The organism is Rhizobium sp. YTUHZ045 (assembly GCF_051124255.1).
Taxonomy (GTDB): Bacteria; Pseudomonadota; Alphaproteobacteria; order Rhizobiales; family Rhizobiaceae; genus Rhizobium.
Map to the genome: position 1 here is coordinate 3,609,741 of NZ_CP101432.1, position 26,810 is coordinate 3,636,550.

Below are 26,810 nucleotides of genomic sequence, written 5' to 3' on the forward strand. Positions count from 1 at the left end.
CAGGTTGATCAAAGCGGACTGCCGGCCGGCGCTCCGCTTTTTCATATGCCTGTTCAGTGGGTCTTGGCGGCTTCCGCCGACGGTTCTTCGGCCGGCGCTTCGGCCACTACATCGGCGCCGTCGCCCTCGGCAGCTGGCGCCGGTTCGCTTTCGGCAGCCGGTGCCGCGCCATGTCCCCCGCCCTCGGCCTTCTTGTCCTTCTCCTCAATCTTCTTGCCCGTCGCCTCGCCCTTGGTCGAGGCGACGGCGACCGGATCGACGCAATCCTCCGGATCCTTGAAGCCAGCGCTAATCATGGCGATCTCATCGGCCGGCAGTTCGATACGCTCGCCGAAGAACAATCCGTTTTCGCTGGCCTTGCCGTCGTAGTAGCGCGCCGTATAGCGCTTGTCGTCGAGGCCGGGAACGGTCTTGTCGGGATGCGGGATGAAGACGACATCGGCGCCTATCGCCCGGCCGCGAATATCGGCGCGCAGCGTTGGGCCGTTCTCATCAAGCACCACCACCTGTACCAGATCCGGTTTCTGCGCGGCATAGACGGCCTGGGCGACACGGAGCGCGGTCCTGACCCGCGTCATCCCGTCGGTCGGTTCGGTCTTGATGTATTTCCGCACCCAGACATGATCCTGCTTTCTGATCGTCACAAGGTTGACGTCGCTGCATTCGAGCGCGCCGCCACTGGAGACGCCGATCAGCCTGTCCTTGCCGACATACAGCGCCGCGCCGCCGGAAACGCCCGCCAGAAGCGCGACTCCGCCGATGATGATTGCCAATTTCCGGGAAGGCCGGAATATGCGCAGTAAGGCCTTCACGCCAACTGCTCCGCCATCTCAAACTCCAACGCAGGACAGGTGCTGAGAATGCTAGGGAAATGACGTTTCGGAAAGTTTAAGTGGGCGCGCCGTGCTCGCTCCATTTCAGGAAAATCCCAAAAAAGGTCCGAATTTTTCGGCTGCTTGCCACGGCACATTCCGCCATGCTCTAAACACCCATGGCCTTCACGCTTCGCCAGATCCAATATTTCGTGGCCGTCGCCGAACAGGGTTCGGTGACACGAGCCGCGCAGAACCTTTCGATCTCGCAATCCTCGGTGACGGAAGCGCTGAAGGAGCTCGAAAACGATCTCGGCGTCGAACTCTTCGAGCGCCATCCGCGCGGCCTGACGATTACCCACAACGGACATCAGTTCCTCCGTCACGCGACCAAGATTCTCGCCTCCGTCTCCGATGCGCGGACCAGCTTCTCCGGCCAGCAGAGTACCCTCTCCGGCACGTTGAATATCGGCGTCACCTCGCTTGTCGCCGGCTACGTTCTCTCCGATCTGCTGGCGCGATACCGGCGCGCCTGCCCGGGCATCGAAGTCAGCGCCATCGAGGACAATGGCGGCTATCTCGAACATCTGCTGGTCGGCGGCGAACTCGACGTGGCGGTGATGGTGATATCCAATCTGCGCGACCGCATGGCGCTCCAGGCGGAAATCCTCGAAACCTCGCCCTATCGCCTCTGGCTGCCGATGGGCCATCCGCTGGTGTCGGCCGATATCATCTCTGTCGCCGATATCGCCCGCGAACCGCTGATCATGCTGACGGTCGACGAGATCGAGGAGAATACCGGCAAACTGCTCTCCGCACTCGGCGCCCGCCCGCATGTCGCCTTCCGCACCCGCTCGGTGGAAGCGGTGCGCAGCCTGGTCGCCACAGGCGCCGGCGTGGCGCTGCTTCCCGATCTTGTCTACCGACCCTGGTCGCTCGAAGGCGACCGCATCGAGAGCCGCGACGTCTCCGGCTCGCTGCCGGTCGTCCAGGTGGGGATGGTCTGGCGCAAGGGCTCCAGCCTGCCGCAGGCGGCGCGCGATTTCGTCGGCATCGCCGAAACCATGCGGTCCGGCCGGCTCCGCTGATATCGGAATTTCCGATATCGCCTTTCTGATAAATGAATTTGCGAAACCGGGCTTTTGGCGTCACCTTTTCAACCGGGAACAAATCGCCACAGAAGTGGCACCAAACCGGGAGACGAAGATGACGAATCTCTTGAAATCCTGCACGGCAGCGCTCGCCTGCCTGAGCTTCGCGACACAGGTGGTCGCCGCCGAACCGCTGAAGGCTTTGGGTAAGGGCGAAGGCGCGGTCAGCATCGTCGCCTGGGCCGGCTACATCGAACGCGGCGAAACCGACAAGAATTACGACTGGGTCACCGGCTTCGAAAAGGAAACCGGCTGCAAGGTCTCAGTCAAGACTGCCGCCACATCCGATGAGATGGTGTCGCTGATGAACGAAGGTGGCTTCGATCTCGTCACCGCATCCGGCGACGCGTCGCTTCGCCTCATCGCCGGCAAGCGTGTCCAGCCGATCAATACCGATCTGATCCCGAGCTTCAAGAATGTCGACAAGCGCCTGCAGGACGGCCCATGGTACACGGTCGGCGGCGTGCATTACGGCGTGCCCTATCTCTGGGGGCCGAACGTACTGATGTACAATACCGACGCCTTCAAGGACAAGGCGCCGACCAGCTGGGGTGTCGTCTTCGAGGAGCAGACCCTGCCGGACGGCAAGTCAAACAAGGGCCGCGTCCAGGCCTATGACGGCGCGATCTATATCGCCGATGCGGCCATGTATCTGATGGCCCATAAGCCCGATCTCGGCATCAAGGACCCGTACGAACTGACCGAGGACCAGTACAAGGCCGCCCTCGACCTGTTGCGCGGCCAGCGCAAGCTCGTCTCACGCTACTGGCACGACGCGATGATCCAGATCGACGACTTCAAGAACGAAGGCGTCGTCGCCTCCGGCTCCTGGCCCTTTCAGGTCAACCTGCTCCAGGCCGACAAGCAGAAGATCGCCTCCACCTTTCCGGATGAAGGCGTCACCGGCTGGGCCGACACGACCATGCTGCACGCCGACAGCGAACATCCGAACTGCGCCTATATGTGGATGGAACATTCGCTGCAGGCCAAGGTCCAGGGCGACGCCGCCGCCTGGTTCGGCGCCGTGCCCTCCGTTCCCGCTGCCTGCAAGGGCAACGAACTGATGGGAGAAACCGGCTGCGCCACCAACGGCTTCGATCACTTCGACAAGATCAAGTTCTGGAAAACACCGGTCGCCAAATGCGCAACGCAGAGCGAATGCGTGCCCTATCACCGCTGGGTGTCGGATTACATCGGCGTGATTGGCGGGCGGTAATAGCCAAGTCGGCTTGTGTGGTTGAAGACCCCTTCCCAACCCCTTCCCACAAGGGGGAGGGGCTACAAGTGGCACCGCCTCGCTCCTCTTGAACACCGAGTTCTTTGCGAGGATGCGGCAGATTAAGCCCCTCCCCCTTGTGGGAAGGGGTTGGGGCGGGGTCATTTAAGCCGCGACCGACGCCCTCTATTGAAAGACCCGGAGCCTTCCATGACGTCAGCCGTCCGCTTCCAACAGGTATCGCGCCATTTCGGCCAGGTTCGCGCCGTCGACGGCGTCGATCTCGAAATAGCGCCGGGCGAGTTCTTCGCCATGCTCGGCCCGTCGGGTTCCGGCAAGACGACATGCCTCAGATTGATCGCCGGCTTCGAACAGCCGACAGCAGGCCACATTCAGATCTTCGGCGAGACGGCCGACGGCGTTCCGCCCTATCGGCGCAACGTCAACACCGTATTCCAGGATTACGCGCTCTTCCCGCATCTCAACATCCTCGACAACGTCGCCTACGGGCTGATGGTCAAGGGCGTCGGCAAGGCGGAGCGGATGAAGGCGGCGGGAGAAGCCCTCGAGCTCGTCAAACTGCCGGGTTATGGCGGCCGCCGCCCCGGCCAGCTCTCCGGCGGCCAGCGGCAGCGCGTGGCGCTCGCCCGCGCCCTCGTCAACAAGCCGAAGGTGCTGCTGCTCGATGAGCCGCTCGGTGCGCTGGACCTGAAGCTGCGGGAGCAGATGCAGGAGGAATTGAAGAGCCTGCAGCGCGCGCTCGGCATCACCTTTGTCTTCGTCACCCATGATCAGGGCGAGGCGCTGTCTATGGCCGATCGCGTCGCGGTCTTCAACAATGGCAATATCGTCCAGCACGGCACGCCGCAGGATATCTATCGCTGCCCGAAGACCCGTTTCGTCGCCGATTTCGTCGGCTCGTCTAATGTAATCGCGCCTGATCTGATGGCAGCGATCGGCGGCGAGAAACGCTGGGCGAGCCTGCGCCCCGAGGCGATCCGGCTGGCAAGCGACGGCATCGAGGCGAAGGTCGAGCATGCGAGCTTCCTCGGCGCCGCCACCCGTCTCAGCGTCGACCTGCAGGGCAGCCGGCTGCATGTCACGCTGCCGGCAGACATGCCTGTGCCGGATATCGGCGCCGGCATCCGGCTTGCCTGGCAGCCCGCCGATATCCACTACATGGACGATGCGGCATGACGGCACTCATCATCTCCGACGGCAAGACATCGATCCTTCCGGGACGCAGCGGCGTCTTCGGCCGGCTGTCGGATGCCTTCTGGCGGCACCCGAAGCTTTTGCTGTTCCTGATGCTGACACCGCCCCTGCTCTGGCTCGGCATCATCTATATCGGCTCGCTCATCGCCCTGCTTCTCCAGAGTTTCTTCTCGATCGACGATTTTTCCGGACTGGTGAACTACGAATTCACGCTGTCGACCTACGCCCAGCTTCTGAGCCCGACGAATTTCGACATCATTATCCGCACCGTCGTAATGGCGGCGCTGGTCACCGTCGCTTCCGCACTCATCGCCTTCCCGATCGCCTACTACGCCGCCCGTTATGCGCGGGGCAAATGGAAGGTGCTGTTTTATCTCGGCGTCATGCTGCCGCTCTGGTCGAGTTATCTCGTCAAGATCTACGCCTGGAAGCTGATCCTCGCTAAAGAAGGCATCCTGACCTGGATCTTCGAACAGCTCCATCTCTCCTGGCTTCTCGACGGCGTCCTGAACCTGCCCGTCGTCGGCGGCAATTCGCTTTCGGTCAGCTACCTCGGCACCTTCATCGTCTTCGTTTATGTCTGGCTGCCCTACATGATTCTGCCGACTCAGGCGGCCCTCGAGCGTGTGCCCGGCAACCTGATCGAGGCCTCGGCGGATCTCGGCGCCACCCCGCGCCAGACATTCCGCACCGTGCTGCTGCCCCTGGCACTCCCCGGCGTCATCGCCGGTTCGATTTTCACCTTTTCGCTGACCCTCGGCGATTACATCATCCCGCAGATCATCGGCTCTTCCAGGCTGTTCATCGGCCAGGCCGTCTATGCGCAGCAGGGGACGGCTGGCAACGTGCCGCTGGCGGCTGCCTTCTCGGTCGTGCCGATCGTCATCATGGCGCTTTATCTGTCGCTCGCCAAAAGACTGGGGGCCTTCGATGCCCTCTGATCTCAAGACATCGCCGCTGCCCTTGAAGATCGCCGCCGCCGGCGGGCTGCTTTTCCTGCACCTGCCGATCCTGCTGATCTTCGTCTATGCCTTCACGACGGAGGAGAAGAGCTATCAGTGGCCGCCACCCGGGTTGACGCTGCAATGGTTCGCCGTTGCCTGGAACCGGACCGACGTCTGGTCGGCGCTCGGCCTTTCCGTGCAGGTCGCCGTCATCGCCACCGCGATCGCGCTGATCCTCGGCACGCTCTGTGCCGCGGCCGTCAGCCAGACGAAGTTCTTCGGCCGCGAGGCGATCTCGCTGCTGGTCATCCTGCCGATCGCGCTTCCCGGCATCATCACCGGCATTGCGCTGCGCTCCGCCTTCAGCCTCTTCGACATCCCGTTCTCGGTCTGGACCATCGTGCTCGGCCACGCCACTTTCTGCGTGGTGGTCGTCTACAACAACGCCGTCGCCCGCTTCCGCCGCACCTCCGGCTCGCTGATCGAAGCTTCGATGGATCTCGGCGCCGACGGATTCCAGACCTTCCGCCATGTCATCCTGCCGAATATCGGCACCGCCCTGCTTGCCGGCGGCATGCTCGCTTTTGCCCTGTCCTTCGATGAGGTCATCGTCACCACCTTCACCGGCGGCCAGCAATCGACGCTGCCGATCTGGATGCTCGAAGAACTCATCCGCCCGCGCCAGCGCCCCGTCACCAATGTGGTCGCCATGGTCGTGGTGCTCGTCACCTTCCTGCCGATCCTGGCAGCCTATTACCTCACCCGCGACGGCGACCAGATCGCCGGTGCCGGCAAATAACAGGGAGAACATCATGGATACGCAAATGTTGATCGGTTCCCGCTTCGAAAAGGGCACGGAGACGGAAGAGCACATCCTGAACCCGAGGACCGGACAGACGGTGATCGACCTTCCCGAGGCCTCGCTTTCCCAGGTCGATGCCGCCGTCGATGCCGCCGAAAAAGCCTTCAAGAGCTGCTCGCAGACGACGCCTTCCGAACGCTCGAGTTACCTGCTGAAGATCGCCGACGCTATCGAGAAGGACGCCGCCGGTTTCGCCGCGCTGGAAGCGCTGAACTGCGGCAAGCCGATCAATTCAGTGCTGAACGATGAAATCCCGGCAATCGTCGATTGTTACCGCTTCTTCGCGGGGGCAGTGCGCAACCTGCACGGACCGGCCGCCGGCGAATACTTGCCCGGCCACACCTCGATGATCCGCCGTGATCCGATCGGCATCGTCGGCTCGATCGCGCCGTGGAACTATCCGTTGATGATGATGGCCTGGAAGCTGGCGCCGGCAATCGCGGGCGGCAACACCGTCGTCTTCAAACCCTCGGAACAGACGCCCCTGACAGCGCTGAAGATGGCGAAGCTGCTTTCCGACATCCTTCCCGAAGGCGTGGTCAACGTCATCCTCGGCCGCGGCGAAAGCGTCGGCAATGCGCTGATCAACCACGCCAAAGTCGACATGATCTCGATCACGGGCGATGTCGCCACCGGCAAGAAGGTGCTGCAGGCCGCCGCCAAGACCGTCAAGCGCACTCATCTGGAACTTGGCGGCAAGGCCCCGGTCATCGTCTTCGACGACGCCGATATCGATGCCGTCGTGTCAGGCATCCGCACCTTCGGTTACTACAATGCCGGTCAGGACTGCACCGCGGCCTGCCGCATCTATGCCGACGCCAAGGTCTACGACAATTTCGTTGCCGATCTCTCTTCGGCCGTCTCAAGCATCCGCTTCAACCAAGCCGACGATACCGAAAACGAGATCGGTCCGCTGATCTCCAGGCGCCAGCGTGACCGCGTCGAAAGCTTCGTCGCCCGCGCTTCCGAGCACAAGCACATGGAAATCACCACCGGCGGCAAGGTCTCCGGCGACAAAGGCTTCTTCTTCACGCCGACCGTCATTGCGGGCGCCTTGCAGGACGACGAGATCGTCCGCCGCGAGGTCTTCGGCCCGGTCGTCTCCGTCACCCGCTTCTCCGACGCTGACGATGCCATCGGTTGGGCGAACGACAGCGATTACGGCCTCGCCTCCTCGGTCTGGACCAGGGATATCGGCCGCGGCATGAAGACCGCCGGCCGCCTGCAATATGGCTGCACCTGGATCAACACGCATTTCATGCTGGTCAACGAGATGCCGCATGGCGGCCTCAAGCAGTCGGGTTACGGCAAGGACATGTCCGTCTATGCGCTGGAGGATTATACCGCCGTTCGCCATGTGATGATCAATCACGGCTGACCGGCGAAAACGTCAAGGATATGGAAGCCACGCCGACAGCAGGAACATCGTCCAATTTCGCGCGACGTGGAACAATTTCCCGGTTGCCGCGTCTTTTCAGACAAACGCAAAGGATGATGTCATGCTGAAATGGGCTCTGATATTCTTCGTTATTTCGATCATCGCCGGCTTCTTTGGCTTCTCCGGCGTCTCCGCCGCCACCGCGACCATCGCCCGCGTGCTCTTCGGTATTGCGCTGGTGATCTTCCTGATCTTCCTGGTTCTGGCGCTGATGGCCGGCCAGGCGGTCTTGTAAGCGGGCGCCGCCCAATCCGGAGCAATTCCGCGGCTCGGAAGAGCCGCGGCATGTTCATGGCGCGCAAAAGCCTGCAGCATTGGCTACAGCATCGCCCTCAGCCAGGGATGAAGGCTGTTAGCCCGCCTTTTCAACAGATTGTCGACCGATATCGAACCCGCTCCGGAAGCGGCGAGGACGAACATGCCGCCGGCAATCGCCAGGTCCTTCTCGAAATGCAAGAGTTCGTTTTGGCTGGTAAAGTTCGTATGAAAGAGAAAGGCGGTAGCCAGGCAGAAGAGCGCCAGCGCCGTGGCACCCAGCCGACCGAGGAAACCCGCCGCAACGGAAATGCCGGCGCCGATTTGAAGAGCGATGGTGGCCAAGGCTACCGGCGCCGATAGCCCTAAGTTCGCGAAGGTGTCGATGGTCGACGCGAGATCTGCCGCAAGAGACGAGCCTTCGTGCAGAAAAATCAGCGCCAGCAGAAGCCTGCCCAGAAGCAGAACGAGGTCGGCTGATCGGAACCGGCTTGCGACGCTCTTCATCATACCCTCCGCTTTGCAGAGCAGGTGGACCGGTCGTGTGGCCCCTGCGTTAATTCCGTCCGTCTCCCGGGTGTTATGAGCTGGATCCTCCCGGTCGCCGGCTACGGCGCATTATAACAGGCTTGCACCGACATTGATCGCCAGCGCCAGGATCGTCGTGTTGAACAGGAACGACAGCACGGCATGCAGCAGTGTTAGCTTGCGCATGCTGGTCGAACTGACCGCGACATCCGCGGTCTGCGCGGCAACGCCGACGGTGAAGGAGAAATAGAGGAAGTCCCAATAGCCGGGCTCTTCGATGCCGTCGGGGAATTTGAGGCCGCTCTCTTCGTCCGCCCCGCCATAAAAATGATGGGCATAGTGGATGGTGAAAAGCGTATGCAGAAAAATCCACGAGATCAGAATCGTCAGCACCGCGGCACCCGCTCGCGTCAGCGCAACGTCAGGTGGCGCCTCCTTGATCGAATGAAGCTCGGTGCCGATGCCGACGATGCTCGCAAGAGCAGCACCGATCGAAAGGGCCAGCAAAACGGTATCCGAAAAATCGAGATCGGCGGCGCGTTTCCGGATCGAGTCGACCGTCGCCCGCAGCATCTTGCGCCAGCTGAGCGCGACAAAAACAATGGCGCTGATATTCCAGCCGAACAAGATATTGCCGGCGCCGACCTCTCGCGAGGTCAGAGCCAAGAAGACCACAAGTCCGGCAACAGCGGCAATGATGAAGCTTGCGTGCTTGCGGGCAAGTGCCAAAGGCGACCTTGCCGCTTCCTCGTCCGCCATATCGGTCTCCGACAGCATATGTCATTGATAAGAGCATGAAAAAGGCGCGGTTGCCAGCCGGCATCCGCGCCTTCGATCGTTGGCGTGCTCTATCAGGCGGCAGCGAGCTGCAGTTCCTTCTGCACCATGGTGCGCAGCGTCGACAGGTCCTTGGCGAAGGCGCGGATGCCTTCCGCGAGCTTTTCCGTCGCCATCGCGTCTTCGTTCATCATCCAGCGGAAGGTCTTTTCGTCGACGGCGATTTTGGCAGCCGGCCTGACCGTTTCAGGCGACAGCTTGCGCTCGAGCTTGCCTTGGTCGTTTGAAAGCTCGTCGAGCAGGTTCGGAGCGATGGTCAGGCGATCGCAACCGGCCAGCGCTTCGATCTCGCCGGTATTGCGGAAGGACGCGCCCATGACGACCGTCTTGATGTCGTTGGCCTTGTAGTAGTTGTAGATGTCACGGACGGAGATGACGCCCGGATCCTCCTCAGCAGTGAAATCCTTGCCCGTCGACTTCTTGTACCAGTCGAGGATACGGCCGACGAAGGGCGAAATCAGGAAAACCTTGGCATCGGCGCAGGCGATCGCCTGCGCCTTGGAGAAGAGCAACGTCAGATTGCAGTCGATGCCTTCCTTCTGCAGGATTTCCGCTGCGCGAATGCCTTCCCAGGTAGACGCGAGCTTGATCAGGATACGGTCTTTCTCGATGCCGCGTTCCTTGTAGGCGGCAATGATGCTGCGTGCCTTGTTCAGCGATGCTTCGGTATCGAAGGACAGATCGGCATCGACTTCCGTCGAAACGCGGCCGGGAACGAGCTTCACCAGGGCGGCGCCGACCGAGATGGCAAGGCGGTCGGCAACGGCTGCAGCGGCAACATTTGCATCGCCGCCGAGCTTCTTGCCCCAGGCGATCGCTTCCTTCATGTCGTCTGCGAACATTTCGGTACCGAGCGCCTTTAGGACGATGGATGGATTGGTCGTGCAGTCGACCGGCTTCAGGCGGGCGACTGCCTGAATATCGCCTGTATCGGCGACGACGGTGGTAATCTCGCGGAGTTGGTCAAGCTTGGATGTCATGGTTGGTGATCCTTATTGAATTCAAAGCGGACCGGCGCGACTTCCGCCCGGCAAAGAGATGATCTAGGGACAGATGTTTTGCATGCTGCGGGCGAATATACCCGCTTCCGTCACGGATGATTCATAAACGTGAGGGACAGTCGACGTGTTCCGGCCGCATGCGAACGGCTGCTCGAACGCAGGCGATACCGCCTGCGGCGCAAAGGCCGGTCGTGACTTTCGGCATGCCCGCACTATGTCCTCCTCGGACTGACAGGGACGACTTTGTGTCGCGAGGACTATCGCCGTTCGCGCAAGGAAAAGTCAAGGACATTTGTGCATTCTGATTGACATAAGTGTCACACCCGTCATTATCCCGGCAGCAAACGCATAGGCGCAGCCTTTCGTCCCATCAGGGATTTAGGCGAAAATCCTGCGGGAGGAGACGTGGTCAAGCTCAAACGCGGCACCCATACCGCCTATTCCGAGGCATCCTCGCTGCGGCTGAGGGCTGCATGGCTCTATTACAATGAGGGCCTGACCCAGAAAGACGTCGCCGAACAGCTCGGCATCAGCCGGACGACGGTGATCCGCCTGCTCGACGAGTCGATGAAACGCAGCGAAGTCCAGATCTGGATCAACGATTCGATCGGCGATTGCGTCGAGCTTTCGGTCAAGCTGGAGCGTGCCTATGGCCTCGACGAAGCGATCGTCGTGCCTGCGCCGGTTCATGGCGATGTCGATTCACTGGCAAAGAACGTCGGCTTGGCGCTTGGCCAGTTCCTCTCCGAAGCCATTCCCGACGACTATACGATCGGTGTCGGCTGGGGCCGCACCATGACCGCCTCGCTGGCGAGCTTCCGGCCGCCACGCCGCGCCAATTGTAAGGTCGTTTCGCTGCTCGGCGGCATCGTTGCCGTGCATCAGACGAATCCGATCGATTACACTTGGCGGCTGGCCAACCAGCTCGGCGCCGAATGTTACATGTTCCTGGCGCCGCTTCTCGTCGATTCCATCGAAACCAAACGCAATCTGATCGACAAATGCGGGTTGGACACGATCTACCGCCTCGCCGAGAACCTCGATCTCGCGATCGTCAGCTGCGGTGATATCGGGCCGCACTCGACCTCGCTATCGGAAGGCTGGATATCGAAGGCCGAGTTGCAGGAACTGATCAATGCCGGCTGCGTCTGCGACACCATGTTCAATTTCCTCGACAAGGACGGCAATTCGGTCGATCACTCGATCAACCAGCGCGTGATGTCCGTCGACCTCGACATGCTGAAAGAGGCCAAGCACATCGTGCTTTCCTCCGGCGGCGCCCACCGGGCCACCGCCATCCGCGCCACGATCAAGCGCATCGGCTGCAACACGCTGATCACCGATGAAGGTGCGGCGCAAGCATTGCTGGAACTTGCCGAACAGGCCTAAAAGGCGCCGCGATCTCGGAGATTTGCATGCCGTGCTTTTTGCTGGGCATGCTTTACGCATGCGCCGATTCCCAACCGAGCATCGCCCGTTTGCGGGTGAGGCCCCAGTGGTAGCCCGTCAGCGCACCGTTCTTGCCGAGCGCCCGGTGGCAAGGCACCACGAAGGAGATCGGATTTGCCCCGACCGCCGCGCCCACTGCGCGCTGCGCCGTCGGCCGGCCAATATCGTTGGCGATGTCGGAATAGGTGACCGCCTTGCCGAACGGTATCTTCATGAGGCTCTGCCAGACGCGCACCTGGAAGTCCGTCCCGATCAGCACGACGCGAAGCGGCTGCTCGGAAGACCATTTTCCGGGTTGGAAGATGCGGGCGGCATAGGGCACCGTCGCCTGCAGGTCTTCGATGTATTCGGCATTCGGCCAGCGGCAGGTCATGTCCTCGAGGCAAGCCCGTTCCCCGCCGGAATCGCTGAAGGCAAGGCCGGCAAGACCGCGATCGGTCACCATGATCAGCGCCACGCCGAAGGGGCAGATGTGGAAACCGTAGCGGATGGTGAGGCCGCCGCCTTTTGCCTTCCATTCGCCGGGTGACATCGCCTCATGGGTCACGAAAAGGTCGTGCAGGCGGCTCGGCCCGGAGAGGCCGACTTCGATCGACGTCTCGAGCAACGGCATGTCTTCCTTGCGCAGCAGCCGCTTGGCGTGGTCGAGCGTCACCGCCTGCAGGAAACCTTTCGGCGAGAGGCCGGCCCAGCGGGTGAAGGTCTTCTGCAGCTGCGTCGGCGACTGGTTGAGCCTAGCGGCGATCGCCTCCAGCGACGGCTGGTCGCGATAATCCTCGGTGATGAGTTCGATGACCCGACGGACGATATCGTAATCGGGGCCGTCAGGCGTGATGTCGGTCTGCAGGTTCGCGATCATATCCATGGTCTTTCTCCTTGTAACAAGGAGATAATCAATAGGGCCGGGGCAAACCACCCGATTCTTGCGCGCTCGTCCACTACGCTCAGATACGCTGCTTGACCGTCGCAAGCGCGCCTTTGAAGGCCTTTGCGAAGCTCTCGCGATCATCCGGATTGAGGAAGGAGCCGATATCCGTGCGCCGGCCCTCGCCGAAAATATGCATCGAGAGGATGCCGATCTCCTGATGCCTCCGAACGAGGAAACGCGCCCAGAACGGGTTGAAATGATGCTCTACCATCCGCCCCGATGGGGCAAACTTGCGCACCGATACGTCGGTGCGCGACACGGTGACCTGTTCGCGCACCCGCCCGGACCGGTAATTCAGCCAGAAGGCGCCGTAGAGAAGCACAAAATCCAATCCGAAGAAGAAGCCGATCGGCCAGGCGCCGGTAGCGATGAAGAACATCCCATAGAGGAAGCAGACGGCGCCGGACAGGATGAGCAGCACCTTGAAGCCGCGGCGGCCGAGCGACCGGTGGGGGAAGAGCTCGGCGGCGAAAACAGGCTGCTCGCTAGAGCTGTTGGCGTTGCTTTCCATCATGACCGCTGAGTATAGAGTTCCTATGGCGAATCCGAAACTCAAATCCCTGCCGCAAGGCACGAATGTGATCACCCGCCGCAAACCGGCGGCGGCGGTGAAAACCGCCTATTCGCAGGCCGAGCGCGAGGAAATCTTCCGTCGCTTTTCCGTGCAGCGACCCGAGCCGCGGGGCGAGCTGGAACACACCAACCCTTTCACCCTCGTCGTGGCGGCGGCTCTCTCCGCCCAGGCCACGGATGCCGGCGTCAACAAGGCGACGCGAGCGCTTTTCAAGGTAGCCGATACGCCGCAGAAAATGCTCGATCTCGGCGAGGACAAGCTTCGCGATTACATCAAGACAATCGGCCTTTACCGCAACAAGGCGAAAAACGTCATCGCGCTCTCGCAAATGCTGGTCGACGACTTCGCCGGCAAGGTGCCGGAAACGCGCGAGGAACTGGTGCGCCTGCCGGGTGTCGGCCGCAAGACTGCCAATGTCGTGCTGTCGATGGCCTTTGGCCAGGCCACCATGGCCGTCGATACGCACATCTTCCGGATCGCCAATCGCATCAGGCTTGCTCCCGGCAAGACGCCTGATGAAGTCGAAGCGCGATTGATGAAAGTGGTGCCGAAACACTATCTCTATCACGCCCATCACTGGCTGATCCTGCACGGGCGCTACACCTGCAAGGCACGCCGCCCCGAATGCGAGCGCTGCGTCATCGCCGATATTTGCAAATCGCCGGAGAAGAGTTCGGATGTGCCGGCCCCGCTGGTCGAACTACCGCCGCAGGTGATCGGCGAGGCTGTCGAGTAGAACAGTGATCGCTTGTTCGTAGCTCCGCCGTTCGGCGCCCGCCTCGATCGCAATTGCCGCGCGGTCGAAGCCCGCCGATAGCAGCAATGTCAGAGGCTCAAGCGTAGCGCCAGCTCTCGGAAGCATGGCTGCAAGTCCTGTCCGCAATGTCCTTTCCGCGTTGTCGGCATCGATCGCCTGGCTCGCCGGCAGACCGAGAACGGCAGGAGCGTCGATCAATAGCAGCCGCGTGCGGCCCTCCGCCATCATTGCGTCGAAATAGGCCGAAACGCCGGCAATCAGCGCGTCGCGCGGCGTATCATCGGACGCCGAAGATGCCGCGATTGCTTCGGCGACTGCGCGCGCCTCGACTTCGACAACCGCGCGAAAGAGCGCCTTCTTGTCTTCGAAATGATGATAGAGCGCTCCGCGTGTCACACCCGCCGCCGCCGCGATCTCCGGCGTCGCCGTTTCGGCATAGCCTTTATCGACGAAGAGGCGTCGTCCGGCATCGATCAGCGCCCCTCTTGTCTGTTCCGTTCTTTCGCGATTGCTGCGGCTCATTTCCCCCATTTACATACAAACAGACTGTATGTTAAGAATAAAAACATACAGTCTGTCTGTATCTATGGAGGAAAAGGATGAAATCGACGAGCTATTATCCTGTCATCATGACCGACGACGTTGCCGGTTCCGCCCGCTTCTATTGCACGCATTTCGGCTTCGGGGCGTTGTTCGAGAGCGAGTGGTACGTTCATCTGCAATCGACTGAGGCGGAGCATGTCTCGCTCGCAATCCTCGACGGCAGCCACGAAACCATCCCGGCTGCGGCTCGCGGCAAAGTGTCCGGACTGCTCCTCAATTTCGAGGTTGCCGATGTCGATGCGGTCTACGCGGCCTGCAACAGCGCAAACCTCCCGATCCTGCAGGAGATCCGCGACGAGGATTTCGGCCAGCGGCATTTCATCACCGCCGATCCGAACGGCGTGCTGATCGACATCATCACGCCGATCCCGCCGAGCGCCGAATTTGCGCCAATGTACGAGACATCAGCCTTACCGGGTTGATCCTCAGGCGCGAAAACCGGCGTCCTTTGCCGAAATCAGCTTGTGCAGATGCACCATCATGCCCGCCGCAAAGAGAGGCGTCAGCAGGTTGACCACGGGGATCGCCAGAAAGAGCGCGATGACCAGCCCGCCGAGAAAGACCGTCGGCGCATGTTTGGCACGGAAGAGCCGCGCTTCATGCGGCGAACGGAAGCGCATGGCGGCGAATTCAAAGAATTCCCGTCCGAGCAAATAGCCGTTCACCAGAAAGAAGGCGACCAGATTGACGCCGGGAATGAACAGCAACAACAACGCCACGATATTGCCGAGGATCACCACCCCCAGGAATTTGATCGAGCTCGCCATCGCCGGGCCGAGCGGCATGGCGGCGCCCGGCGCGTCGCCGGGATAGTCACGTTTTTCGATAACGTCGGCGACATCGTCGAGGAAAAGGCCCGCAATCAGCGCCGTGACGGGCGAAAGCAGCAACGCCAGCACGAGCGCAAGGCCGACCCCGGCAAGGATTGCGAAGACCAGAGCAAACCATCCCGCCCAGTCCGGCATATCGGGAAAGAAACTGGTGAGCCAGGGAAAGAGGAAGGCCATGAAGGCCCCGCGTAGCGCGAACCAGAGGCCGACGAGCACGAGAAGCGTCAGGCCGAGCACCTTCCAGAAGACCAAGCGTGTCTCCGGCGCGAACAGATTGGCGAGCGAAAGGCGTGCGGCATCAAGAATCATTTCTTCAGCGTCTCCGGTTGCGCAAAAGATGTAGGAAAGGCGAATGCTACCGACAAGAGAGAATAAAATTGCAGGCTTTAATAGAAACTTGTCGCAATATTAGAACGAATATAATATTATGAGACGCAGAAATACGCATGGGCCTGAGAAGCAGCTTCCGACAATAGTTGCCAAGACAAGGGATTGCGATAGCGCATCCACGGAACGCCTCTGAGGAAATACGGGGAGGCTGATGTGGAAGACTTTGTACACAAACTCAGGCAATACGTAAAAAGCGGCACACCGGCCGAGCGTCGTATCGCGAAATATTTCTCCGAGCACCTGAACGACCTGCCGTTTGAGACGGCAGCATCTGTCGCCGACAGGCTGGACCTCTCGCCGATGACCGTCGGGCGCTTCCTGCGCGCGCTCGGCTATCAGGGTTTGGACAGCGTCAAGGTGGAAATTCGCGAGACCGTGACGACATCGCCGGCGCAGTTGCAGAGCGCCATGAGCGAACTGCATGCGGACGCCGCGGAGGGCAAGCCGCTTGCCGTGCTGGTTGCCGAGCAGATCCAGGCCCTGCATCACATCTATCATCTGACGGCGCAGCCGCTTTGGGCCGAAGCCGTCCGCCTGATCAGCACGGCCCGCGAAGTATCGATCGCCACGCATGCGCGGCTCGCAAGCCTTGCCAATCATTTCTCCCAGCGGCTGACGCAGGCCCGCGATGGCGTCCGCACGCTCGATGCCACCGACAACCGTTTTGCCGAACTCTTCGCCCGGCAGGCCGTCGACGACGCTTTGCTCGTCATCATCGACTGCCGCCGTTTCGCCAAGGCACGGCTGCTTGCCAGAACCGCGCGCCGCTACGGCTACAAGGTCGTGCTGATTTCGCCTCAGCAAGCAGACTGGATGGCAGATCAGTCAAACGTCATGCTGTCCTTGCCGCCGGCACGCGCTCCCGATCTCGACAACCTTCCGCCGCTGATCGCACTGCTCGATTGCCTTTCGGAATCCGTCATTCTCGAAGTCGGAGAGGAGGCAGCGCTGCGCCGCCGCCGCATGCTGGAATTTGCGACCGTCCTCGGTGAAACCGCGAACCACTAGATGTGAGCTTTCAGAACATCGCTTCCAGTTCGGCACGGTGCCGATGCATGGCCAGAAGACGGCGATAATCGCGGTCGTAAAGCGCCTGTTTCGCTTTGTCGGGAAGCCGTTCGACGCCGCCCCGATACATCGCCTCGCCGGCTGCCGCCAAATCCTCGTGCAGGCCGCAGGCGACGGATGCCGCAATCGCCGTACCGAGCAGCACCGCCTCGTTCATCTTCGGCACCACGACCTTGCAGCCGGTGGCGTCGCTATAGAGTTCCATCAGCACCGGGTTCTTCACGTGTCCGCCGGCGATATGCAGCGTATCGGGCACGTAGCCGTAGTCCTTCATCGTCTCCAGGATATGGCGGATGCCGAGAGCGATCGCGACGGCAGACCGCCAATAGAGCGCGCAAAGCCCGTCGAAGGAAGTGTCGAGCGTCAGCCCGCTGATCACGCCGACGGCATGCGGATCGGCAAGCGGCGAGCGATTGCCGTGAAAGTCCGGCAGCACAAAAATACGCTCGCCGAAAGCGTCGCCCTCCTCTGCCCGCAATTCGGCGATGCGCGCGACGATCTTCTGGTGCAATGCCGCTGTCGGCTCACCGCCGGCCGCATGCATGCGCACGATATGGTCGAGCAGCGCACCGGTCGCCGATTGCCCCGCTTCCACCAGCCAGGACTGCGGGAAGACAACCTCATAATAAGGCCCCCACATGCCGTGGCTTGGATTGCACTCCCGCGAGAAGGCGACGACGCAGCTCGACGTGCCGGCGATCAGTGCCAGCTGGCGCTCACGTGTTACGGGATCGGCGGCATAACCGCCGAGCGCCCCAAGCGCGCCGGCATAAGCGTCGATCATTCCCGCGGAGACATGGCACTCCGTAGTCAGCCCGAGCGCCTCGGCCGCATCAGCCGTCAGCCGGCCTATACTGCCGCCGACCGGCACAGTCTCATCCGGCAGCCGGCCGCGAGTCTGAAGATCATCGAGCCCGATCCGCTGCAGGAAATCCTGCTGCCATCCCTTTTCGAGATGGGCGAGATAATTCCATTTTGCCGTCAGCGTGCAACGAGAACGGGCGGTCGACCCAGTTGATTTCCAGGTCATGAAATCAGCAAGGTCGAAGAAATAGCCCGCCCTTTCCCACGTCGCCGGCAGCTTCTTCTTCAGCCACATCAGCTTCGGCATTTCCATTTCCGGCGACATGACGTGGCCGGAATGTTCAAGCACCCTGTGCTCCGTCGCCGTGCAGAAGTCGGCTTCCTTCAGCGCGCGATGATCGAGCCACACGATGGTGTCGAAACGCCGCTCACCGGTTGTGGACACGCTGATCGGTCCACCTTCGACGTCGCGGACCACGAGGGAACAGGTAGCGTCGAAGCCGATTGCTCCGACCGAGGCGGCGGCAATACCGGATTGCTCCATCGCCCTGCGCACCGCGGTGCAGGCGGCCGACCAGATGTCTTCGGAATCGTGCTCGGCGTGGTTTTCACGCGGCCGGTTCATGACAATTGGATGTTCAGCCTTGGCCAGCAGATGGCCCCCGGCATCGAAGACGCCGGCGCGCGCGCTGCCGGTGCCGACATCCACCGCAACCACATGATCACGCATTAAATTGCAGTCCCGTCCAGCTTATGGTTGCGGACAAGGTGTATCAATTCCGGCATGGCGTCAAACACGACATCAGGCGAAAGCCGGTCGAGTTCGGCGCGGTATCCGGCGAAATTCGCATGCGATCCGCCGGTGAAGGCAAAGACCGTCATGCCCGCCGCCTTGGCGGCGGCAATGCCGGCCGGACTGTCCTCGATGACGAGGCAGGATCCCGGCTCGACATGCATTTGCCGTGCCGCGTGGAGGAAGAGATCGGGCGCCGGTTTCCCGCGCTTGACCATCGTCGCGCTGAAGATGTCGGGCAGCCTGTCGAGAAGTCCGGTGACGGACAGCGACAACCGGATTCGCTCCATCTGGCTTGATGAAGCGACACAACAGGGAATGCCGAGCCCGTCGATCGTCGCCGCGATGCCGTCTATCGGCTTCAGCTCGGTGCGAAACCGCGCGTAGAGATCAGTGCGAATGCGCTCCAGGAATTCTTCGCCGGCGTGAATATTGAACTCGGTTTCCAGCGTATCGATGAGGGTTGCCAGGCTGCGTCCGAGGAAGCGCTCATAGGCCTGGTCTTCGGTAATCGAAACGCCGAGATCACTCATCGCCCTGACGAGCACGCTGATCGAGATCGGTTCGCTGTCGACGAGCACGCCGTCGCAATCGAAAATGACCAGCCGTGGTTCAGCATCAGCCATGAAAAACCCAACCTGACTTCAATTCGGACGCATGATCGTCCCGCGCCGCCCGCAAGGCGGGATGGATGGCGCCAGCCGATGCCGCCATCCGCATTCCCCTTACACTGCGAGCTTGCCGTCGAGATAGAGCTGCAGCGTTTCCCGCGTGCCCTTTTCCCACAAGGTTTTAACAGCATGAGCAAAACGTTTGCGGAAAAGATCCGATTTCGCCACCTCGCCGAAAATATCATCGAAGCCGAGGAAGGCGGACGGATCGGCCTTTGCCTTCAGCGCCGCTGCGTGCAGGCGCTCGGCGCTGGCGTCGTTGAAGACGATATCCTTGCCGCTGTCGGTCTTGCCGGCGAAATAACGGCACCAAAGCGCCGAGACCAGCGCCAGGCCGATGACATCTCTGCCCTGGCGCAGATTGTCGAGCGTCGACGGCAGGATGAATTTCGGTTGGCGATTCGAGCCATCCTGCGCCAGACGCGGGATGGTATCGGCGATCTTCGGATTGAGAAGCCGATGTTCGATGAGGGCAAAATAATCCGTCAGCGAGGTGTTTGGCACCGGCGGCACGATCGGAATGATTTCGTCTCTCTCCAGCTTGGCCAGGAACGCCCGGATCAGCGGATCTTCCATGGCATCATGCACGAAATGAATGTCCATCAGCGCCGACGGATAGGCGATCGCGGCATGCCCGCCGTTAAGGATACGGATCTTCATATGCTCGTAAGGCGTAACATCAGGAACGAAGGTGACGCCGACCTTTTCCAAGGCCGGGCGGCCGGCCGTGAACTTGTCTTCGAGCACCCACTGCTTGAATTCTTCGCAATAAACCGGCCAATTATCCTCAATGCCGAAATTGTCCCTGAGGAAATCGATCTCCCGCTGGCCGGTCGCCGGCGTAATCCGGTCGACCATCGCGTTTGGAAAGGCAACATTAGCCCTGATCCAGTCGGCAAGGGCGGCATCCGAAAGTGCTGCAGTGCCGATCACGGCATTGGCGGTGACGACGCCATTATGGGGAATGTTGTCGCAGGACATCACGGTGAAAGGTCCGATGCCCTTGTCCTTGCGCGCCTTGAGGCCAGCGACGATCAGACCGAAGACCGTCTTCGGCGCACCGGGATTTTGTCCATCGGCGGCGATAGCAGGATGGGCCGGATTGAACGTGCCTGAAGCATCGATGAAATAACCGCCCTCGGTGATCGTCAGCGAGACGATGCGTATCTCGGGATCGGCAAGCCTGGCGATGATGGCGGCAGGATCGCCGACCGGCAGAATGTCGATCATCGGGGCGGTGACACGCGCCGCCGTCTTGTTGTTGTCCTGCTCCACCACCGTCGTCAAGAAATCCTGCGCCGCAAGCTTCTCGCGCATGGCGGCATCCGATGGCAGAACGCCGGCACCGATAATTGCCCAGTCGTGATCGGCGCCCTGGTTGAAGAGATCGTCGAGATAGATCGCCTGATGCGCGCGGTGGAAATTGCCGACGCCGAAGTGCACGATGCCGGCTTTCAGCGACGCCCTGTCGTAGGAAGGGATGGCGGCAGTGCGCGCCGCGTCCGAAAGCGTTGCCAGCGATAATTTGCACGTCATGTTTCAGTCCTCTTGAAGGTCTTGCCGAGACGGCCGAGCGCCATCGCCCGGCTCGCATGCCTGCCCCCAGCCGGCCGCCTGCTCAGATGGCAAGGCCGCCCTCGTTGAATTTATGAATGCGTGACCGGTCCGGCGTCAGATAGACCGTGTCGCCCGCTTGCGCGGCAAAATCGCCACTGCCGCGCGCCGTCACCATCCCGATCCCCTCGACATCTATGTGCAGGAAGGTGTCGGAACCGAGATGCTCGGCAACGACGACCCTGCCCTTCCAATCGCCGCTCTCCATCGACAGCAGCATGTGTTCGGGACGGATGCCGAGCGTGTGCGCGCCGAGCTCGGCGGCGTTCTGGCCCTTGATGAAATTCATCTTCGGCGAGCCGATGAAGCCGGCGACGAAAAGATTGCGCGGGCGGCTGTAGAGTTCGAGCGGCGAGCCGACCTGCTCGATATTGCCGCGGTTCAGCACGACGATCTTGTCGGCCATGGTCATGGCCTCGACCTGGTCATGGGTGACATAGATCATCGTCGTCTTCAGCTGCTGATGCAACTCGCTGATTTCGAGGCGCATATTGACGCGCAGAGCCGCGTCGAGATTCGACAGTGGTTCATCGAAGAGGAAGGCTGAAGGCTGGCGCACGATGGCGCGACCGATCGCGACGCGCTGGCGCTGACCGCCGGAAAGCTGGCGCGGCTTGCGCTCGAGATAGTCGGTGAGGTTCAGCACTCGTGCCGCATCCGTCACCTTACGGTCGATTTCCGCCTTGTCGACGCCCGCCATCTTCAGCGGGAAGGCGATGTTGTTGCGCACGCTCATATGCGGATAGAGCGCGTAGGACTGGAACACCATGGCAAGGCCGCGCTCCGACGGCGCCTTCTCGGTGGCGTCCTTGCCGTCGATGACGATCTTGCCGCCGGAGACATCCTCAAGACCGGCGATCAGCCTAAGCAGCGTGGACTTGCCGCAGCCGGATGGACCGACGAAGACGACGAACTCGCCGTCGTTGATATCGAGATCGATCGAAGGGATGACCTTGGCTTCGCCGAAGACCTTGGAAACCTTCTGAAGGGTAATGCTGCCCATGTTTGTCTCCCTTTTCTTATTTCACTGCGCCGAAGGTCAGGCCGCGGACGAGTTGCTTCTGGCTGAACCAGCCGAGGATCAGGATCGGCGCGATCGCCATGGTCGAGGCCGCCGAGAGCTTGGCATAGAACAAGCCTTCGGGGCTGGAATAGGAGGCGATGAAGGCCGTCAGCGGTGCCGCCTTCGAGGCGGTGAGGTTGAGCGTCCAGAAGGCCTCGTTCCAGGCAAGGATGATGTTCAGAAGCAGCGTCGAGGCAATGCCCGGCACCGCCATCGGCGTCAGCACGTAGACGATCTCCTTCATCAGCGAGGCGCCGTCCATGCGGGCCGCTTCGAGGATCTCACCGGGAATTTCCTTGAAGTAGGTGTAGAGCATCCAGACGATGATCGGCAGATTGATCAGCGTCAGCACGATCACCAGCCCGATGCGCGTGTCGAGCAGACCGGAATTGCGGAACATCAGATAGATGGGGATCAGCGCGCCCACAGGCGGCATCATCTTGGTCGAGAGCATCCACATCAGCACGTCCTTCGTCCGCTTGGTCGGCGCGAACGCCATCGCCCAGGCGGCCGGAATAGCGATGATCAGGCCGATCAGCGTCGAGCCGAAGGAAATGACCACCGAGTTCATGAAGTGGCTGAGATAGTTCGAGCGGCTCTGCACTTCCGCATAGTTCTCCGCGGTCCAGTGGAAGAACAGGAACTGCGGCGGCGAGGCGATGGCGTCGGCTTCCGACTTGAAGCTGGTCAGGAACGTCCAGAGGATCGGGAAGAAGATCAGGATGCCGAGCGTCCAGGCGACCGCCGTCACGATGAGCTTGCGCTGAGTTGTGACTTTTCTGGCCATCTCAAGCCTCCAGATTCTTGCCGACGAGGCGCACGAGGAAGATCGCGACAATATTGGCAAGCACGACCGCGACGATGCCGCCTGCAGAAGCGCCGCCGATATCGAACTGCAGCAGAGCCTGCGCATAGACGAGATAGGTGAGGTTGGTGCTGTCGGTGCCCGGCCCGCCATTGGTGGTGACGAGGATTTCGGCGAAGACCGAGAGCAGGAAGATCGTCTGGATCAGGATCACCACGGTGATGGCACGCGCCATGTGCGGCAGGATGATGTAAATGAATTTCGAGATCGCCCCGGCGCCGTCCATTTCGGCCGCCTCCTTCTGCTCCTCGTCGAGCGACTGCAGCGCCGTCAACAGGATGAGCGTGGCAAAGGGCAGCCACTGCCAGGCGACGATGAGAATGACGGAGAGCAGCGGCGCATTCGCCAGCCAGTCGATCGGCTGCAGGCCGAGCGCCTTCGCAAGATGCGCAAACAGGCCGTTGACCGGGTTCATGAACATGTTCTTCCAAACGAGTGCTGCCACTGTCGGCATGACGAAGAACGGCGCGATGACAAGGATGCGCACGATGCCCTGGCCGTACATCGGCTGGTCGAGCAGCAGCGCGAAGGCGATGCCGCCGACGACGGTGACGACGAGAACGCCGGCGACAAGCAGCAGCGTATTGATCAGAGCGGCGATGAAGGCCGGATCTGACAGGAAATATTCGTAGTTCAGCAGGCCGACGAAGCTCTCCATGCCAGGGCTGAGCAGATTATAGTTCAGCAGAGAGAAATAGATCGTCATCGCAAGCGGGACGATCATCCACGCAAAGAGGAACAGCACGGAGGGCGCAATCATCAGGCGCGCCGCGGAGCGAGTATGTGTTGTTGCCATGGCAATCACCGATCTGAAGTGAAGCGGGGAGCGGCCGCAATGCAGCTTGATCTGGAAAAGAGGCCGCCGATGCGGTTTGGGCAATCGGCGGCCCAGAGGGGCGGATTGTCAAGGATCCGCCTCTTCTCAGGAGGTTATTTGATGTAGCCGGCTTTGGTCATTTCGCGGGTCGCCAGCTGCTGTGCGCTCTTCAAAGCCTGATCGACCGAAATCTGGCCGGCAAGGGCTGCCGAGAACTGCTGGCCCACCGCCGTGCCGATGCCCTGGAATTCCGGGATCGCCACGAACTGGACGCCGACATAAGGGACCGGCTTGACGGTCGGCTTGGTCGGGTCGGCCGAGTTGATCGAATCGAGGGTCATCTTGGCGAAGGGAGCAGCCTTCTGATACTCCGCATTCGCATAAAGCGAGGTGCGGGTGCCCGGAGGTGCGTTCAGCCAGCCTTCCTTCTCGGCAACCAGGTTGGTGTACTCCTTGCTCGTTGCCCAGGCGACAAACTTCTCGGCGGCCTCGACCTTCTGCGAGCCTGCCGGAATGGCGAGGTTCCAGGCCCAGAGCCAGTTGCCGCGCTTGCCGAGGCCCTTGTCCGGAGCGAGCGCGAAGCCGACCTTGTCGGCGACCTGCGACTGCTTCGGATCGGAGACGAAGGAAGCGGCAACCGTCGCGTCGATCCACATGCCGCACTTGCCGGTCTGGAAGAGCGCCAGGTTTTCATTGAAGCCGTTGGAGGAGGCGCCCGGAGGGCCAGCTTCCTTCATCAGGTTGACGTAGAAGGTCAGCGTGTCCTTCCACTCGGGCTGATCGAACTGCGGCTTCCACTTCTCATCGAACCAGCGCGCACCGAAGGAGTTCGACATAGCCGTCAGGAAGGCCATGTTTTCGCCCCAGCCAGCTTTGCCGCGCAGGCAGATGCCGTAGATTTCCTTGTCCTTGTTGGTGACCTTCTTCGCAGCGTCCGCGATGAAGTCCCAGGTCGGCGCGTCGGGCATCTTCAGGCCAGCGGCGTCGAAAAGGTCTTTGCGGTACATGACCATGGAGCTTTCGCCATAGAACGGCGCGGCATAGAGTTTGCCGTCCATGCTGATGCCGCTGCGGATGGCCGGCAGCAGGTCGTTGACGTCATAGGCGTCGCCGAGATTGTCGAGCGGCAGCAGCCAGCCCTGCTTCGCCCAGATCGGAACTTCATAGGTGCCGATCGTCAGAACGTCGTACTGGCCGCCCTTGGTCGCGATGTCGGTCGTGACCTTCTGGCGCAGCACGTTTTCTTCGAGGGTGACCCATTCAAGGTCTATGCCGGGATTCTTTGCCTTGAAGTCGTCCGTCAGCTTCTGCATCCGGATCATGTCGCCGTTGTTGACGGTCGCAATTGTCAGCGTCTCGGCCGAAGCCATGCCGGCAAACGCCAATGCTGAGCAGGCGCCCAGCAGGAAAGTTCTCAATGTCATATCTTCCTCCCAGAAGACGAGATGTGAGCATTCGCTTTGCTCATGAGCAATTACTCATCACTGCATGAAAAAAGTCAATCGACAATCGTTGCTGCGATGCCGAAGGCAGTGGTCTTGTCCTTGATTTAATTGCTATATTTTTTGCTCAGCTTTTGAGCAAAAACTCAGCGGTCTCTTCGTCAGTGATCAGAGCATTGATTTGATGGCCGACTACGGCGGCTCTGATAGCCTTGTATTTTCGCTTGCCTTTGGCGAGCCCGATGACCATCGAAGCCTCGCGGGACGGGATCGGCGCCGAGGCGACACGCTCGTTGATCGGGTTGTCGAGCAATTTGCCGTCGACATCGAAGATCCAGCCGCAGATTTCACCGACGGCGCCTCCACGCATCAGTTCCATCATCTCGTCCTTTTCAAGAAAGCCATCGACGCAGAGCGGCCCGTCGATGCCGAGCTCGCCGATGCCGACGAAGGTGACGTCTGCCTGCGCGCTCATGTCGAGCGTCGAGCGCACCAGTTGCTGCCCATGCAGCAGCTCCCGTTCTTCGGCCGAGGTGACGAGCACCGGCAGCGGCATCGGATAGTGCCGCGCCTTGACTGCATCCGCCATGCTGAAGATGACGTTGTAATAGGCGGCCGAACCGTCCGGCGCGATATTGCCGGTCAGAGAGACGATCCGGTGATTGGGACATTCGATCGCCGGAAGCTGGTCGACCGCCGCCTTCAGCGTGCGGCCGGTGCCAACCGCCAGCACGATCGGTTCCGGCCGCTTCAGCCAGCGCTCGATCTCGGCCGCACCCGCCTCGGCGATGCCGATGGTGGTCGACGAGGAACCCGCATCGCTCGGCACCACTTCCACATGTTTCAGCCCGAATTTTCGCCGCAGCTGGTTGGCAAGCTCGAGACAGGCGGCGATCGGATGGTCGAGCCGCACTTTGATCAGACGCTCGGCGACGGCAAGCGACACCAGCCGCTGCGCCGATTGCCGTGAAATGCCCATCGTGGCGGCGATTTCATCCTGCGTGCGTCCGGCGACATAATAAAGCCAGCCGGCACGGGCTGCATCGTCGAGCCGTGCAGGGGTCTCGGATCTTTTTGCCATCTACTGCCTACCGCGCAAAATGAGCCGGCTTGCCGCCGCCGGCATGATGTGAGTCTCTATCCACGCCAGTTCAAAACAAAATTCCCGAAAATGTCGAGCCTGTTGACGCAACCGCTCAGGCGAACCATTGCATGACGAAATAAATCGACGCCTTCGCGAGACCGTAAATCACGCTGCCGGCAATGACGAGCGACACGGTCGTCATGATAAAGCCAATGAGCGCGAAAAGCCCGTCACGGCCCATAATGCCGAACGCGAACACCGAAATGGTGATTGCCGGCAGGATATTGCCGAGCGGTACCGGCAGAACCAGCACGATCGAAAGCAGCAGACAGGCGAGGCCGGCGAAATATTCCGCCGGCGGTTCGGCGAAGATGGCAAGTCGCGGCTTCAGCATGCGCTCCGCCCAGGCGAGCCAGCGATGGATGCGGCCGACGATAGTCTCAAAATCCTCCCGCCGCATCGAGCGGTTTGCGATTGCCTTCGGCAGCCAGGGTTTTAGCCCGAAGGTCAATTGGGCCGCCAGAAAAATCAGCGGCGCGCCAAGCACGGCCGATGTGCCGGGCGGGGTGGGAAAAGCGTTCGGCAGCGCGAAGATCAACATCAGAGCACTGATCGCCCTGTCACCCATCGTCTCGAACAGATCGCCGATCGAAATCCACTCCCGGCTTTGATCGCCTGCCAACTGCCGCAGGACAGCTGAGAGGCGGCGGCCTTTTGGACGGGGCGGACGTGGTCTTCGGCGTCTGTGGGGATCGGCGTTTTCGAAGGTCATGATACCGTTAGATGATGGAATGCCAAG

At 61.1% G+C, this 26,810-nt stretch carries 28 protein-coding genes; 11 read left to right on the forward strand and 17 right to left on the reverse strand.

Going from position 1 to position 26,810, the window contains the following annotated elements; all coding sequences use genetic code 11:
• Nucleotides 1-53: 53 nt before the first annotated feature.
• On the reverse strand, nucleotides 54-812 hold the full coding sequence (locus tag NMA58_RS17830) for a hypothetical protein (RefSeq protein ID WP_430958043.1): 759 nt from the start codon (nucleotides 810-812) through the stop codon (nucleotides 54-56).
• 179 nt (nucleotides 813-991) lie between these two features.
• Between NMA58_RS17830 and NMA58_RS17835 the strand changes: the two genes are divergently transcribed.
• The 7 genes from NMA58_RS17835 to NMA58_RS17865 all read left to right on the forward strand — a co-directional run bounded on the left by NMA58_RS17835 (nucleotide 992) and on the right by NMA58_RS17865 (nucleotide 7,873).
• The gene (locus tag NMA58_RS17835; protein ID WP_430958044.1) at nucleotides 992-1,900 is read left to right on the forward strand and encodes a LysR family transcriptional regulator; all 909 of its coding nucleotides are present in this window, start codon (nucleotides 992-994) and stop codon (nucleotides 1,898-1,900) included.
• A 118-nt stretch (nucleotides 1,901-2,018) separates the two neighbouring features.
• Complete coding sequence (locus tag NMA58_RS17840; protein ID WP_183698620.1) at nucleotides 2,019-3,179, forward strand: ABC transporter substrate-binding protein; 1,161 nt, start codon at nucleotides 2,019-2,021, stop codon at nucleotides 3,177-3,179.
• Between the two features lie 210 nt (nucleotides 3,180-3,389).
• Nucleotides 3,390-4,376 carry an ABC transporter ATP-binding protein gene (locus NMA58_RS17845; RefSeq protein ID WP_097597184.1) on the forward strand — a complete coding sequence of 329 codons (987 nt, stop codon included), beginning with the start codon at nucleotides 3,390-3,392 and terminating at the stop codon, nucleotides 4,374-4,376.
• On the forward strand, nucleotides 4,373-5,335 hold the full coding sequence (locus NMA58_RS17850) for an ABC transporter permease (RefSeq protein ID WP_434711489.1): 963 nt from the start codon (nucleotides 4,373-4,375) through the stop codon (nucleotides 5,333-5,335). The genes NMA58_RS17845 and NMA58_RS17850 overlap by 4 nt, the downstream gene beginning before the upstream one ends.
• Nucleotides 5,325-6,137 carry an ABC transporter permease gene (locus NMA58_RS17855; protein ID WP_434711490.1) on the forward strand — a complete coding sequence of 271 codons (813 nt, stop codon included), beginning with the start codon at nucleotides 5,325-5,327 and terminating at the stop codon, nucleotides 6,135-6,137. Before NMA58_RS17850 ends, NMA58_RS17855 begins: the two co-directional genes overlap by 11 nt.
• A 13-nt stretch (nucleotides 6,138-6,150) precedes the next feature.
• Nucleotides 6,151-7,578, forward strand: a complete 1,428-nt coding sequence (locus NMA58_RS17860; protein ID WP_434711491.1) for a gamma-aminobutyraldehyde dehydrogenase — start codon at nucleotides 6,151-6,153, stop codon at nucleotides 7,576-7,578.
• Between the two features lie 121 nt (nucleotides 7,579-7,699).
• Nucleotides 7,700-7,873 (forward strand): DUF1328 domain-containing protein, encoded by a 174-nt coding sequence (locus NMA58_RS17865; RefSeq protein WP_004678026.1) that lies wholly within the window; start codon nucleotides 7,700-7,702, stop codon nucleotides 7,871-7,873.
• Nucleotides 7,874-7,956: 83 nt separating this feature from the next.
• Here NMA58_RS17865 and NMA58_RS17870 read toward each other — a convergent pair whose 3' ends face one another.
• The 3 genes from NMA58_RS17870 to tal form a co-directional block, all read right to left on the reverse strand.
• Complete coding sequence (locus NMA58_RS17870; protein ID WP_434711492.1) at nucleotides 7,957-8,400, reverse strand: DoxX family protein; 444 nt, start codon at nucleotides 8,398-8,400, stop codon at nucleotides 7,957-7,959.
• Nucleotides 8,401-8,511: 111 nt separating this feature from the next.
• Nucleotides 8,512-9,180, reverse strand: a complete 669-nt coding sequence (locus NMA58_RS17875) for a DUF1345 domain-containing protein (protein ID WP_434711493.1) — start codon at nucleotides 9,178-9,180, stop codon at nucleotides 8,512-8,514.
• 92 nt (nucleotides 9,181-9,272) lie between these two features.
• Complete coding sequence (gene tal / locus NMA58_RS17880) at nucleotides 9,273-10,238, reverse strand: transaldolase (protein WP_085779539.1); 966 nt, start codon at nucleotides 10,236-10,238, stop codon at nucleotides 9,273-9,275.
• Between the two features lie 426 nt (nucleotides 10,239-10,664).
• On the opposite strand from tal, the gene NMA58_RS17885 reads away from it, so the two are divergent.
• Complete coding sequence (locus NMA58_RS17885) at nucleotides 10,665-11,648, forward strand: sugar-binding transcriptional regulator (protein ID WP_221112669.1); 984 nt, start codon at nucleotides 10,665-10,667, stop codon at nucleotides 11,646-11,648.
• Between the two features lie 52 nt (nucleotides 11,649-11,700).
• Here NMA58_RS17885 and NMA58_RS17890 read toward each other — a convergent pair whose 3' ends face one another.
• Together NMA58_RS17890 and NMA58_RS17895 are read right to left on the reverse strand one after the other, a co-directional pair.
• Entirely contained in the window at nucleotides 11,701-12,573 is an 873-nt protein-coding gene (locus tag NMA58_RS17890) for a methylated-DNA--[protein]-cysteine S-methyltransferase (protein ID WP_183698604.1), read from the reverse strand.
• Between the two features lie 79 nt (nucleotides 12,574-12,652).
• Entirely contained in the window at nucleotides 12,653-13,150 is a 498-nt protein-coding gene (locus NMA58_RS17895; protein ID WP_430958054.1) for a DUF2244 domain-containing protein, read from the reverse strand.
• Between NMA58_RS17895 and nth the strand changes: the two genes are divergently transcribed.
• Nucleotides 13,149-13,946, forward strand: a complete 798-nt coding sequence (gene nth / locus NMA58_RS17900; protein WP_434711494.1) for an endonuclease III — start codon at nucleotides 13,149-13,151, stop codon at nucleotides 13,944-13,946. The two genes, NMA58_RS17895 and nth, sit on opposite strands and share 2 nt — an antisense overlap.
• Here the strand turns inward: nth and NMA58_RS17905 are convergent.
• Complete coding sequence (locus NMA58_RS17905) at nucleotides 13,911-14,489, reverse strand: TetR/AcrR family transcriptional regulator (protein ID WP_184454904.1); 579 nt, start codon at nucleotides 14,487-14,489, stop codon at nucleotides 13,911-13,913. The two genes, nth and NMA58_RS17905, sit on opposite strands and share 36 nt — an antisense overlap.
• Before the next feature lie 77 nt (nucleotides 14,490-14,566).
• Between NMA58_RS17905 and NMA58_RS17910 the strand changes: the two genes are divergently transcribed.
• Nucleotides 14,567-14,992, forward strand: coding sequence for a VOC family protein (locus tag NMA58_RS17910; protein ID WP_430958057.1), 426 nt, complete (start codon nucleotides 14,567-14,569; stop codon nucleotides 14,990-14,992).
• A 3-nt stretch (nucleotides 14,993-14,995) separates the two neighbouring features.
• Here NMA58_RS17910 and NMA58_RS17915 read toward each other — a convergent pair whose 3' ends face one another.
• A complete protein-coding gene (locus NMA58_RS17915; RefSeq protein ID WP_430958058.1) occupies nucleotides 14,996-15,709 on the reverse strand; it encodes a sulfate transporter family protein in 714 nt (237 codons plus the stop codon).
• A 234-nt stretch (nucleotides 15,710-15,943) separates the two neighbouring features.
• Between NMA58_RS17915 and NMA58_RS17920 the strand changes: the two genes are divergently transcribed.
• Complete coding sequence (locus NMA58_RS17920; RefSeq protein ID WP_085779547.1) at nucleotides 15,944-16,798, forward strand: MurR/RpiR family transcriptional regulator; 855 nt, start codon at nucleotides 15,944-15,946, stop codon at nucleotides 16,796-16,798.
• Between the two features lie 10 nt (nucleotides 16,799-16,808).
• On the opposite strand, the gene NMA58_RS17925 is transcribed toward NMA58_RS17920, so the two are convergent.
• From NMA58_RS17925 to NMA58_RS17965, 9 genes are all read right to left on the reverse strand, one after another.
• Nucleotides 16,809-18,392, reverse strand: a complete 1,584-nt coding sequence (locus NMA58_RS17925; RefSeq protein ID WP_434711495.1) for an FGGY-family carbohydrate kinase — start codon at nucleotides 18,390-18,392, stop codon at nucleotides 16,809-16,811.
• Entirely contained in the window at nucleotides 18,392-19,081 is a 690-nt protein-coding gene (locus NMA58_RS17930) for an HAD family hydrolase (protein ID WP_097597432.1), read from the reverse strand. The genes NMA58_RS17925 and NMA58_RS17930 overlap by 1 nt, the downstream gene beginning before the upstream one ends.
• 99 nt (nucleotides 19,082-19,180) lie before the next feature.
• Entirely contained in the window at nucleotides 19,181-20,662 is a 1,482-nt protein-coding gene (locus NMA58_RS17935; RefSeq protein WP_434711496.1) for a mannitol dehydrogenase family protein, read from the reverse strand.
• 82 nt (nucleotides 20,663-20,744) lie between these two features.
• Nucleotides 20,745-21,743: an ABC transporter ATP-binding protein gene (locus NMA58_RS17940; protein WP_434711497.1), complete on the reverse strand. Its 999-nt coding sequence runs from the start codon at nucleotides 21,741-21,743 to the stop codon at nucleotides 20,745-20,747.
• Nucleotides 21,744-21,759: 16 nt separating this feature from the next.
• On the reverse strand, nucleotides 21,760-22,590 hold the full coding sequence (locus tag NMA58_RS17945; protein WP_085779552.1) for a carbohydrate ABC transporter permease: 831 nt from the start codon (nucleotides 22,588-22,590) through the stop codon (nucleotides 21,760-21,762).
• Between the two features lies 1 nt (nucleotide 22,591).
• On the reverse strand, nucleotides 22,592-23,464 hold the full coding sequence (locus NMA58_RS17950) for a carbohydrate ABC transporter permease (protein WP_085780200.1): 873 nt from the start codon (nucleotides 23,462-23,464) through the stop codon (nucleotides 22,592-22,594).
• A gap of 134 nt (nucleotides 23,465-23,598) precedes the next feature.
• Complete coding sequence (locus tag NMA58_RS17955; RefSeq protein ID WP_085779553.1) at nucleotides 23,599-24,909, reverse strand: ABC transporter substrate-binding protein; 1,311 nt, start codon at nucleotides 24,907-24,909, stop codon at nucleotides 23,599-23,601.
• A gap of 145 nt (nucleotides 24,910-25,054) precedes the next feature.
• Complete coding sequence (locus tag NMA58_RS17960; RefSeq protein ID WP_085779554.1) at nucleotides 25,055-26,008, reverse strand: sugar-binding transcriptional regulator; 954 nt, start codon at nucleotides 26,006-26,008, stop codon at nucleotides 25,055-25,057.
• Nucleotides 26,009-26,123: 115 nt separating this feature from the next.
• Nucleotides 26,124-26,702 carry an exopolysaccharide biosynthesis protein gene (locus NMA58_RS17965; RefSeq protein WP_430958090.1) on the reverse strand — a complete coding sequence of 193 codons (579 nt, stop codon included), beginning with the start codon at nucleotides 26,700-26,702 and terminating at the stop codon, nucleotides 26,124-26,126.
• Nucleotides 26,703-26,810: the final 108 nt, after the last annotated feature.

Excerpts from the sequence above, each read along its gene's own strand:
- NMA58_RS17835 (WP_430958044.1), top strand. The coding sequence starts at position 992 with ATGGCCTTCACGCTTCGCCAGATCCAATATTTCGTGGCCGTCGCCGAA.
- NMA58_RS17840 (WP_183698620.1), top strand. The coding sequence starts at position 2,019 with ATGACGAATCTCTTGAAATCCTGCACGGCAGCGCTCGCCTGCCTGAGC.
- NMA58_RS17845 (WP_097597184.1), top strand. The coding sequence starts at position 3,390 with ATGACGTCAGCCGTCCGCTTCCAACAGGTATCGCGCCATTTCGGCCAG.
- NMA58_RS17850 (WP_434711489.1), top strand. The coding sequence starts at position 4,373 with ATGACGGCACTCATCATCTCCGACGGCAAGACATCGATCCTTCCGGGA.
- NMA58_RS17855 (WP_434711490.1), top strand. The coding sequence starts at position 5,325 with ATGCCCTCTGATCTCAAGACATCGCCGCTGCCCTTGAAGATCGCCGCC.
- NMA58_RS17860 (WP_434711491.1), top strand. The coding sequence starts at position 6,151 with ATGGATACGCAAATGTTGATCGGTTCCCGCTTCGAAAAGGGCACGGAG.
- NMA58_RS17865 (WP_004678026.1), top strand. The coding sequence starts at position 7,700 with ATGCTGAAATGGGCTCTGATATTCTTCGTTATTTCGATCATCGCCGGC.
- NMA58_RS17870 (WP_434711492.1), bottom strand. The coding sequence starts at position 8,400 with ATGAAGAGCGTCGCAAGCCGGTTCCGATCAGCCGACCTCGTTCTGCTT.
- NMA58_RS17875 (WP_434711493.1), bottom strand. The coding sequence starts at position 9,180 with ATGGCGGACGAGGAAGCGGCAAGGTCGCCTTTGGCACTTGCCCGCAAG.
- tal (WP_085779539.1), bottom strand. The coding sequence starts at position 10,238 with ATGACATCCAAGCTTGACCAACTCCGCGAGATTACCACCGTCGTCGCC.
- NMA58_RS17890 (WP_183698604.1), bottom strand. The coding sequence starts at position 12,573 with ATGGATATGATCGCGAACCTGCAGACCGACATCACGCCTGACGGCCCC.
- nth (WP_434711494.1), top strand. The coding sequence starts at position 13,149 with ATGACCGCTGAGTATAGAGTTCCTATGGCGAATCCGAAACTCAAATCC.
- NMA58_RS17895 (WP_430958054.1), bottom strand. The coding sequence starts at position 13,150 with ATGATGGAAAGCAACGCCAACAGCTCTAGCGAGCAGCCTGTTTTCGCC.
- NMA58_RS17905 (WP_184454904.1), bottom strand. The coding sequence starts at position 14,489 with ATGAGCCGCAGCAATCGCGAAAGAACGGAACAGACAAGAGGGGCGCTG.
- NMA58_RS17910 (WP_430958057.1), top strand. The coding sequence starts at position 14,567 with ATGAAATCGACGAGCTATTATCCTGTCATCATGACCGACGACGTTGCC.
- NMA58_RS17915 (WP_430958058.1), bottom strand. The coding sequence starts at position 15,709 with ATGATTCTTGATGCCGCACGCCTTTCGCTCGCCAATCTGTTCGCGCCG.
- NMA58_RS17925 (WP_434711495.1), bottom strand. The coding sequence starts at position 18,392 with ATGCGTGATCATGTGGTTGCGGTGGATGTCGGCACCGGCAGCGCGCGC.
- NMA58_RS17930 (WP_097597432.1), bottom strand. The coding sequence starts at position 19,081 with ATGGCTGATGCTGAACCACGGCTGGTCATTTTCGATTGCGACGGCGTG.
- NMA58_RS17935 (WP_434711496.1), bottom strand. The coding sequence starts at position 20,662 with ATGACGTGCAAATTATCGCTGGCAACGCTTTCGGACGCGGCGCGCACT.
- NMA58_RS17940 (WP_434711497.1), bottom strand. The coding sequence starts at position 21,743 with ATGGGCAGCATTACCCTTCAGAAGGTTTCCAAGGTCTTCGGCGAAGCC.
- NMA58_RS17945 (WP_085779552.1), bottom strand. The coding sequence starts at position 22,590 with ATGGCCAGAAAAGTCACAACTCAGCGCAAGCTCATCGTGACGGCGGTC.
- NMA58_RS17950 (WP_085780200.1), bottom strand. The coding sequence starts at position 23,464 with ATGGCAACAACACATACTCGCTCCGCGGCGCGCCTGATGATTGCGCCC.
- NMA58_RS17955 (WP_085779553.1), bottom strand. The coding sequence starts at position 24,909 with ATGACATTGAGAACTTTCCTGCTGGGCGCCTGCTCAGCATTGGCGTTT.
- NMA58_RS17960 (WP_085779554.1), bottom strand. The coding sequence starts at position 26,008 with ATGGCAAAAAGATCCGAGACCCCTGCACGGCTCGACGATGCAGCCCGT.